Origin of the sequence: Bacillus swezeyi (assembly GCF_001969815.1) — a bacterium.
GTDB classification, from domain to species: Bacteria; Bacillota; Bacilli; order Bacillales; family Bacillaceae; genus Bacillus; species Bacillus swezeyi.
The window spans coordinates 54,766-65,580 of the sequence record NZ_MRBK01000015.1; the positions used below are offsets into that span (position 1 = coordinate 54,766).

At 44.6% G+C, this 10,815-nt stretch carries 8 protein-coding genes; 7 read left to right on the forward strand and 1 reads right to left on the reverse strand.

The window, feature by feature from the left end:
* Nucleotides 1-80: 80 nt before the first annotated feature.
* Entirely contained in the window at nt 81-2,042 is a 1,962-nt protein-coding gene (gene ltaS, locus BTA30_RS14450; protein ID WP_076762014.1) for a lipoteichoic acid synthase, read from the reverse strand.
* Between the two features lie 259 nt (nt 2,043-2,301).
* On the opposite strand from ltaS, the gene BTA30_RS14455 reads away from it, so the two are divergent.
* The 7 genes from BTA30_RS14455 to BTA30_RS14485 form a co-directional block, all read left to right on the forward strand.
* Nucleotides 2,302-2,679 (forward strand): DnaJ family domain-containing protein, encoded by a 378-nt coding sequence (locus BTA30_RS14455; RefSeq protein WP_076762015.1) that lies wholly within the window; start codon nt 2,302-2,304, stop codon nt 2,677-2,679.
* Nucleotides 2,680-2,979: 300 nt separating this feature from the next.
* Complete coding sequence (locus BTA30_RS14460; protein ID WP_076762016.1) at nt 2,980-4,389, forward strand: alanine/glycine:cation symporter family protein; 1,410 nt, start codon at nt 2,980-2,982, stop codon at nt 4,387-4,389.
* 224 nt (nt 4,390-4,613) lie between these two features.
* Complete coding sequence (treP, locus tag BTA30_RS14465; protein ID WP_076762017.1) at nt 4,614-6,023, forward strand: PTS system trehalose-specific EIIBC component; 1,410 nt, start codon at nt 4,614-4,616, stop codon at nt 6,021-6,023.
* A gap of 75 nt (nt 6,024-6,098) precedes the next feature.
* Nucleotides 6,099-7,787 carry an alpha,alpha-phosphotrehalase gene (gene treC / locus BTA30_RS14470; RefSeq protein WP_076762018.1) on the forward strand — a complete coding sequence of 563 codons (1,689 nt, stop codon included), beginning with the start codon at nt 6,099-6,101 and terminating at the stop codon, nt 7,785-7,787.
* A gap of 20 nt (nt 7,788-7,807) precedes the next feature.
* Nucleotides 7,808-8,524 (forward strand): trehalose operon repressor, encoded by a 717-nt coding sequence (gene treR / locus BTA30_RS14475; protein WP_076762019.1) that lies wholly within the window; start codon nt 7,808-7,810, stop codon nt 8,522-8,524.
* 105 nt (nt 8,525-8,629) lie between these two features.
* A complete protein-coding gene (locus tag BTA30_RS14480; RefSeq protein WP_076762020.1) occupies nt 8,630-9,322 on the forward strand; it encodes an N-acetyltransferase in 693 nt (230 codons plus the stop codon).
* Nucleotides 9,323-10,111: 789 nt separating this feature from the next.
* Nucleotides 10,112-10,815: NTTRR-F1 domain (locus BTA30_RS14485; RefSeq protein ID WP_142243712.1), on the forward strand; the 704-nt coding region annotated here is incomplete at its 3' end.

A 10,815-nucleotide genomic window follows, 5' to 3' on the forward strand; every position in this document is an offset into this window, starting at 1 on the left:
CTGTTCCCGAAAAAGGAACAGCGCGGCTTCAAGACGAAAAAACACCTGCCTTCCGTCAGGAAAGCAGGTGCTGCCGATTGTTATTGCCCTGAATCTGATTTCGTTGTTGACGCCGCATCAGATTCAGATGTTTTCGGGTTATGGTTGGTGTAATCATAATCGCTCGGATCAATTGCTTTGAATCCTTTCGGTTTATAGAATCGCAGCAAGTCTCCGTCAACGATTTTATCCGACATCTCGAGCTCTTTTTTGACCGATTCTTCGATGGTCGGATCAATGTCTTTTTCGTTCAGAAGCTCTCCTGTCTTCGTATCATAGTAGTTTCCGTTCGTTTTCGTGTACTCCGGAGAAACGAAGTCGCCGTTTCGGAACGGAATCACTTCACGATGTTCAGGTGACAGAAGGTCAGAACCGCTCATCAGGTAATCCTTCGTATTCACGCCCATCAAATGAAGCAGGGTAGGGGCTACATCGACTTCGCCTCCGTATTTATGGGATTTGACTCCCTTGACCCCAGGTGCATGAATGAACAGCGGAACCCGCTGTAATTGCGCGTTTTCATATGGTGTGATGTCTTTGCCTAATACTTCGGACATCGCATTGTTGTGATTTTCCGAAATGCCATAGTGGTCCCCGTACATGACAACAATCGTATTATCATATAATCCGGCCTTTTTCAGATCGTTGAAGAATTGTTCAAGCGCCTGATCCATATAGTTGGCCGATTGGAAATAGTGATCGACAACACTGTCGCCGGTATCACCGGCAGGGAAGTCTGTATCGCCTTCATCCATCTCAAACGGGAAATGGTTCGAGAGCGAAATAAACTTCGTATAGAACGGCTGTTTCAGGCTTTTCAACAGCGGCATTGATTCTTCAAAGAACGGCTTATCCTTCAAACCGTAGTTTTTCGTTTTATCCTCGCTCATATCGTAATACGTAGCGTCAAAGAATTTGTCATAACCGATGGTTTTATACATTTCATTGCGGTTCCAGAACGTTTTGTAGTTGCCGTGGAACGCCGCTGATGTATAGCCTTGGGGTTTCAAAATGGCCGGCGCCGACTGTAGCGTGTTTTGCGCTTTATTGATGAATACTGATCCTTGTGCTAAAGGATACAGCGAGTTGTCCATCATAAATTCGGCATCTGATGTTTTCCCTTGTCCAGTCTGATGGAAAAAGTTATCGAAATAGAATGTCTCATCATCATGGGCCAGTGAGTTTAAGAACGGTGTTACTTCTTTGCCGTCAAGCTTATAGTCAATCAGGAACGTCTGCAGTGATTCCATTGAAATGTAAACGACGTTCATGCCTTTCGCTTTTCCGAAGTATTCGGCATTCGGTTTGTCCTGATTGGCTTTAATATAGTTCTCAACTTCCGTCACGTCGCTGGAGCTGGCCAGGGCGCGCTGGCTGTTTGACTTCACATTCTGCACCGCATCATAGATTGTGAAGTTGTATGTTCCCAGATATTTCACAAGATAGTTGCGGTCAAAAGAGCGGGTGAGAAGCTCTGGACGATCCATCTCTGCTACTGCAAGATTGGCGAGAAAGACCAGGATGCTTGCCCCCATCACAATTTTAAACGGCCGTTTCGTAGTCGTTTCAGAAGGTCTGTTATAAAAGACAGCCAATCCGATTAAAATGATTGTATCGATAAAATAAAACACATCGAGAGAGTGCATTAATGAGAAAATGCTGTCTCCGAGCTGCCCTCCGTTTGTTTTTGCCTGCATGATCGTAGGCAGTGTGATAAAGTCGCTGAAAAATCTGTAGTATACAACGTTTGCGTAAAGTAAAAAAGACATTAAAAAATGAATCACTATAATCGCTGTCTGCTGTATTTTTTTCTTGAAAAGCAGTCCCAATCCAAGAAAGAACAAGCTTGAGCTAATCGGATTCACAAAAAGCAAAATCTGTTGTATCGTGTTGGTTATTCCTAAATTAAATTCAATTACATAAGCAGCATAAGTTTTTAGCCATAACAAGACGACGGCTATCAGAAAAAAGGCAAGGCCTCTTTCTTTTATAAATCTTTTCATTGTTACACTCCTTTTTTCCGGATCAGTATAAAACCATCGGAACGAAAGAAAAAACGAATGTATAAAATATACCATGAAATACCGATTTAGAAAAGCGGAAACTAAGGCTCTGAAAAAAGTCGTGAAACGCCCGGTAAATGAAGGTTTTTTCACCCTTTAACAAGAGGGTTGGAAATATTTTGTGTATGACTGATATTGGCAGTCAAATGTTTTTATGGCAGACTGATTTTAATATATGAAAGAAAGGGGGATTTAGACCATGGATTTTTCGAGCATCATATCCGAGGATAAGATTAAGCAGGCGATCAAGGACGGGGAATTTGACGGGCTTCCCGGAATGGGCAGGCCGCTTAAAAAAGATGAAGCTGCACATATTCCCGAGAATCTCCGCATGGCATACCGGGTCATGAAAAACGCCGGTATGGCAGGAGACGAAGGTGCCCTGAAAAAAGAGCTGATGACGATCGACGACTTAATATCCAAATGCACGGACGAAAATGAGCGCGAGCGTTTAATGAGAAGAAAAACGGAAAATCAGCTCAAGCTCGACAGGCTCGCCGGAAAAAAAGGGATGTTTTCCAAGCCCGCATCGGCTTTTTATAAAGATAAAATCTATAATCGGCTGGGCCGAAAATAAAAGGCAGCCGTTTTTTCAGGGCGTCTGCCTTTATTTCATGCGGAATGGAGAGCCCCACCGATTTTTGAGCCGAGAAATCAATGCAGTAATCCTTTCCCGAGCAGGTCGAATGATTGTCACCCCCAAGTAAGCAAGCTGCTCCGGCACCTGATGATGGAAAGTCAAATAGACTTGAGCCGAAGGAATCAGGCGGCAAGATGACGAACCCTATTCTATAAAACTTATGCAAGTTACCGTACAAAAGAGGTTTATTTTTCTCCAGTTGTGGTAATGACCCATAAACGAAAAAAGGGTGATAGGATGGAAATGCTGTTAACATGGGTAGAACGTATATCTGATTGGCTGTGGGGGCCGCCTTTAATTATTTTATTGACGGGGACAGGGGTGTATTTGACAATCCTTTTGAAATTTTTTCAGTTTCGCCATTCCTTCTACATTTTCAAACAGACGATCGGCAGCGTAGGTCAAAAGCCGAAGGGAGAGGGGACAGTTACACCTCTGCAAGCATTAACATCAGCTCTCAGTTCGACGGTCGGCGCTGCAAACATTGTCGGTGTGCCGGCTGCGATTATGTTCGGCGGTCCCGGAGCCGTTTTCTGGATGTGGCTGATCGCGCTGTTTGCAATGGCGATTAAGTTTTCGGAAAGCGTGCTTGCCGTCCATTACAGAGAAAAAAATGAAGCAGGCGAGTTTGTCGGGGGACCGATGTATTATATAACTAAAGGGCTGCGGATGAAATGGCTCGGCGTCTTTTTTTCTGTCGCGCTGATTGTCGAGCTGGTTCCCAGCATTATGGTTCAAGGAAATTCAGTATCCGTCTCATTGGCAGATACCTTTTCTTTCAATAAAGTATACGCCGGAATCGGAATCGCCTTTGTGATCGGTTTAGTTGTCATCGGAGGAATTAAACGGATTGGAAAAGTGACGGAGCTTGTGGTGCCGCTTATGGCAGGGGCATATGTCGGCGCAGGCATCATCATCGTCTTCATGAATATTTCATCAGTGCCGGCTTTCTTCTCTCTCATCTTTTCGAATGCGTTTACCTCTTCTTCAGCATTAGGAGGATTTGCAGGTGCAGCTATTGCCGAAACCGTCCGCTGGGGTTTTGCACGGGGTCTTTATTCCAATGAAGCCGGAATGGGGACGGCGCCGATTGCACATGCCGCCGCAATGACCGACCATCCTGTGAGGCAGGGGTTCTGGTCTGTGATCGGGATCGTCGTTGACACCTTGCTCATTTGTACAACGACAGCTTTTGTCGTTCTTTCATCAGGCGTTTGGACCGGGGAAAATGCCCTTCAAAATCCGGCAGCGCTAACTGCCGCCGCTTTTAAAAGCTATTTTGGCAGCGGAGGCGGATACTTCGTGTCGATCTCACTTGTCTTCTTCGTTTTATCAACGATCACGGTCGTGATTTTTTACGGAGTCAAGCAAGCTGAATTTCTATTCGGACGGATCGCGGGACATGTGATTAAATTGATCTATTTAGCTGCGATTATCGTAGGGGCAGCAGGCGGGGCAAAGGCGATTTGGGGCTTTCTTGACCTGGCGCTTGCCTTCATTCTGGTTCCGAACATTGCGGCGCTGCTGCTTCTGAGCAAAAAAGTGAAAGCTCTGTATACCGAGTTCTTTACATCTGAGGAGTATTATTTAAAAGATGTCGGAAAACAGAACACCTATGAGCCGTCAAAAAAGGCGGAAAATTCTTAAAAATCATTTCAAAAGCTTGACCAGTTTAGTTCCATTTTAAAATAGAAGAAAGCGGGCATGCTGCTATGGGAGCCAGCCTGTTTTCTTCTTGTTTTGATGAGGAGCGGCTGGTTTTTTTATTTTTGAAAGCGCTCTAAAAAATATGTTGACTACTTGTATATACAGGATTACAATATAATTATAACATGTATATACAAGTTACAAGCGGAGAAGGAGGGTTTGGAATGGGTGATGTAAAACAATCGGCACGACAGATTGTCGATGCGGTCGGCGGTGTGGAAAATATCGCAGCGGCAACCCACTGTGTGACACGTCTGCGGTTTGTGTTAATAGATGAAAGTAAAGTTGATCAAGAGGTGCTTGATCAGATTGATGTTGTCAAAGGCTCGTTTTCAACTAACGGCCAGTTTCAGGTGGTCATCGGCCAAGGGACAGTCAATAAAGTGTATGCAGAGCTGGTGAAAGAAACGGGGGTTGGCGAATCGACCAAAGATGAAGTGAAAAAGGCCTCTGAAAAAAATATGAACCCTTTGCAGCGTGCTGTGAAAACGCTTGCGGACATTTTTATTCCAATTTTGCCGGCGATTGTGACAGCTGGATTGTTAATGGGGATCAACAATATTTTGACGGCCCAAGGCATTTTCTTCAGTAAATCGATTGTCGAAGTCTATCCGCAGTGGGCGGATCTCGCCAATATGATTAATTTGATTGCCGGTACGGCCTTTACTTTTCTGCCTGCATTAATCGGATGGTCGGCTGTCAAACGTTTCGGCGGCAATCCGCTGCTTGGCATCGTGCTCGGTGTCATGCTCGTACATCCGGACTTATTAAATGCATGGGGATATGGAGCCGCTGAACAGAGCGGAGAGATCCCGGTTTGGAACCTTTTCGGGCTGGAGGTGCAGAAAGTCGGCTATCAGGGACAAGTGCTGCCGATTTTGCTTGCTTCCTATTTACTTGCAAAGATAGAACTGTTTTTAACAAAGCGGACGCCTGAGGGCATACAGCTGCTGGTGGTTGCCCCGATTACGCTGCTTGTGACAGGCTTTGCTTCATTTATTGTCATCGGGCCGATTACATTTGCGATCGGAAATGTGCTAACATCAGGCCTGATTGCCGTATTCGGAAAATTTGCCATACTGGGCGGCCTCCTATACGGGGGATTGTACGCCGCTCTCGTCATTACAGGAATGCATCACACATTCCTTGCAGTCGATCTGCAGCTGATCGGTTCCAAGCTTGGGGGTACATTTTTATGGCCGATGCTGGCGCTTTCCAATATCGCTCAAGGATCAGCGGCGCTTGCAATGATGTTTATCTTAAAAGATGAGAAGCAAAAAGGGCTTTCCTTAACTTCCGGCATCTCGGCTTATCTCGGCATTACCGAACCAGCATTATTCGGGGTGAACCTCAGATATAGGTTTCCGTTTGTGATCGCCATGATCAGTTCCGGGCTGGCCGGGATGTATATTTCATCACAAGGGGTTCTCGCAAGCTCTGTCGGTGTCGGCGGCGTGCCTGGCATTTTCTCAATCATGAGCCAGTATTGGGGCGCCTTTGCGATTGGGATGGCGATTGTGCTCGTGGTTCCATTTGCCGGAACATATGCTTATGCAAAATTGAAACAAAAATAATAAAAGGGAGAGGGACGCGTTTTTGGTCACTCCCTTTTCCCATTTCATATAGAAGAAAACGGTGGTGCTAAAAATATGGAAACAAAACAAAACCCATGGTGGAAAAAAGCGACAGTCTATCAAATTTATCCGAAAAGCTTCAATGATACGACAGGGAGCGGTGTCGGCGACATTCAGGGCATCATTGAAAAACTTGATTATATAAAGGAACTCGCCTGTGATGTGATTTGGCTGACGCCGATTTATGAATCCCCGCAAAATGACAATGGCTATGATATCAGCGATTATTACCGGATTCATGAAGAATACGGAACAATGGAAGATTTTGAGCAGCTTTTACAGGAAGCACACAAACGCGGCCTGAAGGTGATTATGGATCTTGTCGTCAACCATACATCAACAGAGCACAGATGGTTTAAAGAGGCATCGTCTGCCAAGGATCATCCTTACCGCAATTTTTATATTTGGAAAAATGTCAAACCGGATGGTTCTCCGCCGACAAACTGGGAGTCAAAATTCGGCGGCTCCGCGTGGAAGTTTGATGAAAAGACGGGGCAGTATTATTTGCATCTCTATGATGTCACACAGGCTGATTTAAATTGGGAAAATGAAGCGGTCAGAAAAAAAGTGTATGAAATGATGCATTTCTGGTTTGAAAAAGGAATTGACGGCTTCAGGCTTGACGTCATCAATGTTATTTCGAAAGATCAGCGTTTTCCCGATGATGAAAGCGGTGACGGACGGAGGTTTTATACGGACGGGCCCAGGGTTCATGAATTTTTGCACGAAATGAACAGGGAGGTTTTTTCTCAATATGACAGCATGACGGTCGGTGAAATGTCATCGACAACCATTGCCGATTGCATCCGCTACACAAACCCGGAAAGCCGAGAACTCGATATGGTGTTTAACTTTCATCATTTAAAAGCCGACTATCCAAACGGGGAAAAATGGGCGCTCTCCGAATTCGATTTTCTAAAGGTGAAAAAGATTCTTTCTGAATGGCAGATTGAGATGAATAAAGGTGGCGGCTGGAACGCGCTGTTCTGGTGCAACCATGATCAGCCGCGGATCGTCTCGCGTTACGGAGATGACGGGAAATACCGGAAAAAATCGGCGAAAATGCTTGCAACCGCGATCCATATGCTGCAAGGCACTCCTTATATTTATCAGGGAGAAGAATTTGGAATGACAAATCCGAAATTTGATGATATTTCCCTTTATCGGGATGTGGAGTCTTTGAATATGTATCGGCTGATGAAAGAAGAAGGAAAACCGGAAGAAGAAATCCTTGAGATTTTGAAGGCGAAGTCCCGCGATAATTCGCGTACGCCCGTTCAATGGAATGCGGAGGCAAACGCCGGTTTTACAACGGGAACACCGTGGATTCCGGTTCCAGACAACTACACAGACATCAATGCGGAAGAAGCGCTGCGCGATCCCGATTCGATTTTCTACTATTATAAGAAGCTGAATGAGCTGCGCAAAGAATACGACATTATCACCACGGGTGATTACCGGCTGATTCTTGAAGATGACCCAGAGCTTTACGCATATGTGAGAAACGGAGTGGATGAAAAGCTTTTGGTGATCAATAATTTTTACGGAAGAGAGACTGAGTTCCACCTTCCCGAAAATATTGATATTGAAGGCTATGCCGCCAAAGTTCTCATTTCCAATGATGCCGATACTCCGGAGCACTTTGCAAGCTTTAAGGTCAAACCTTATCAATCGATAGTTTATCATCTTGCCAAACCGTGCTAAACTAAGCTGGGTGGTAATAAATGAAAGTTAATAAATATGTGATGATTTACAAAGAAATCGCAGAACAAATCGATAAAGGTGTTTTGAGCGCCGGGGATATTTTGTCATCTGAAAACGATCTTGCCGAACAATATGAGACGTCAAGGGAAACGGTTCGGAAAGCGCTGAACGTACTTGTCCAAAACGGATACATCCAAAAAATTAAGGGAAAAGGTTCTGTTGTGCTGAACAGGGAGAAAATGCAGTTCCCTGTTTCCGGATTGGTCAGTTTTAAAGAGCTTTCCCAAACGCTCGGCAAAGAGACGAGAACGACGGTGCATGAATTCGGCCTGACCCATCCGGACGCTTATATTCAAAAGCAGCTTCGCATCACCGGTGATGAAGAGGTATGGCGCGTCGTCCGCTCCCGAAACATTGACGGGGAGCATGTCATTCTGGACAAGGATTATTTTATCCGCAAAAACGTGCCGCTTTTAACAAAAGAGATATGTGAGGATTCGATCTATCACTATATCGAAGGCGAACTCGGGCTTGTCATCAGCTATGCCCATAAAGAAATCGTCGTGGAGCCGTGTACGGAAGAGGACCAAAAATATTTGGACCTAAATGGATATGATCAAATCGTCGTTGTGAAAAACTTCGTTTTCTTGGATGACACCACTTTGTTTCAATATACGGAAAGCAGACACCGCCTTGACAAATTCCGGTTTGTCGATTTTGCCAGAAGAGAGAAGTAGCACGGTCCGCCTGTTGGCGGCCGTGTTTTTTTGTGAAGCCGTTTCTGATTGCATGCGAATTGAATATGATGCAAAAGGCATTTCTGAGAAATGGAGGCTGTGAAGATGATTCATGAAAGCGCAAAGATCGGTAAGAATGTGGTGTTGGGAGAGCATGTCGTGATTGAGGAAAACGTGACAATTGGAGACGATGTAATGATTGGCCACCATGCCATTATTAAAATGGATACGCAGATCGGAAGCAGAGTGAAAGTCGGTGATTTGACCGTACTTGGCAAAACGGCTTCTTCAAATAAAAAAATGGCGCGCCAGCCGAAAAAAACCGGTGCTCCATTGACAATTGAGGACGATGCTGTCATCGGTTCAAATGCAGTGATTTATCGGGACGTCTTGTTGGCCCAAGGCGTGTTTGTGGGAGACATGGCAAGCATCCGTGAAAATGTGTCAGTCGGCAAAGAAAGCATTATCGGACGAAACGCTATGGTTGAGAACAATACAAACATCGGAAGCCGTGTGACCATTCAAACGGGATGCTATATTACGGCTGATATGAAAATTGAAGATGAAGTATTTATCGGTCCGTGCTGCTCAACATCAAATGATAAATATATGGGAATGGGCAATTATCAATACCAAGGCCCGATTATTAAAAAGGGGGCGAAAATCGGCAATAATGCCACATTGCTGCCATCGGTTGTCATCGGAGAACATGCTGTCATCGGAGCTGGAGCCGTCATCACAAAAGACATTTCCGCTGGGAAAACGGCTGTAGGTAATCCGGGTCGTGTGATGAATTGAGGCCCTTTCTTCGAAAAAAATTGAAATTTGTGAAAATGTTTGTGTTGAATAACGTGTCTGCTTGAGAGAAAAGATCATAGTATATAAAGCTTTAATATCTATTAAAGTTGCAGTCAATAGATTAAATAGATGTGGGGGTGATTTTTAAGAACGAGTGGTTTACAGCGGTTTTAAAATTGTACCCCTCCCAGCTAGGGCAGGTGTAAAGATAATCGCAGCAAACCAATTTTCATGTTCACATTTTTTCTCGGTAAGACTCCTTAGGGGAAACATTTATCTCATTCATTGCAAGATTCATAGCCTATTCCGGCAGAAGGAGGAGAACTTTTTGTTGTCTTGACGGAAACCGTAATTTATCCAGCTAAGAGGAAGCCGAAGATATTTTAGAAGACGATGTTTCTTTATTGAATGTAACAGGAGAAGAAGGTTTATTAGGAGCGCAAAATCTAAAAGGTTCATCAACCTGAAAACTGACGAACGTAACTTCTGCACTAGGATTCAATCGAAACAGAAACCTGATTTTGTTTCATTAAAAGGAGAGGAAGTTCTTTTTAGAACATCACCTTTTATTTTTTTTGAAATGAAAGAAGAATAGAGTTTGACAACTTTGAATGGCAGCAACGTTGGGGTGAATTTTTTTATATGAAGCCTCACATAGCTATAAAATGTGTTTTAAACGTATGGAAAATAACGTGACCGAGTTATTTGAGAAAACATAGTATATGTTAGCTTCAATCTTGAAAAAAGGGAATTGAAGCTAATCTTGAAAAAGGGAGGTTAAGACCCTAGATGTCGATTCAAAATTTAGTTGTAAATGGTAGCTTTGAAACAGGGGCACTTCCACCTTGGGTTGGCCAAAATGCAATAGTTACAACTCAGTTTTCGCATACGGGTTTTTGGTCTGCAAGACTGCTAGGCGGAAATGTCACTTCATTTATTGCTCAATTTGTACCAGTCGATGCAGGAGAAGGCTTAGAATTTCTTGCTTCTCTTGCTAAAACTGGCTTTGCTCCATCTCCTCAGGTGCAAATTCAAGTCTCTTATTTTGATAGTGCTTTTAACTTTTTAGGGCAAGGTCTATTCTTAAATATACCATTTAATAGATTGCCAGTTGTAGAAAATAACACATGGCTTGAAGTTTATGAAACGACTGCGCCGGCTCCAGCCGGAGCTACTATGGCTTTTATCTTGATTAATACTTTGCCGCAGGCAGGTACTGCTGATGTCATTGTAGATGATGTAGCGTTGCTAGATGCAGAAGGCGGTGGAGTAGGTCCAACCGGCCCGACAGGCCCAACCGGTCCGACAGGCCCAGCAGGTCCAACGGGAGCAACCGGTCCGACAGGACCAACAGGTCCAACGGGAGCAACGGGAGCAACGGGAGCAACGGGAGCAACCGGAGCGACAGGACCAACCGGAGCAACCGGAGCGACAGGACCAACCGGAGCAACGGGAGCAACCGGAGCGACAGGACCAACAGGTCCGACAGGAGC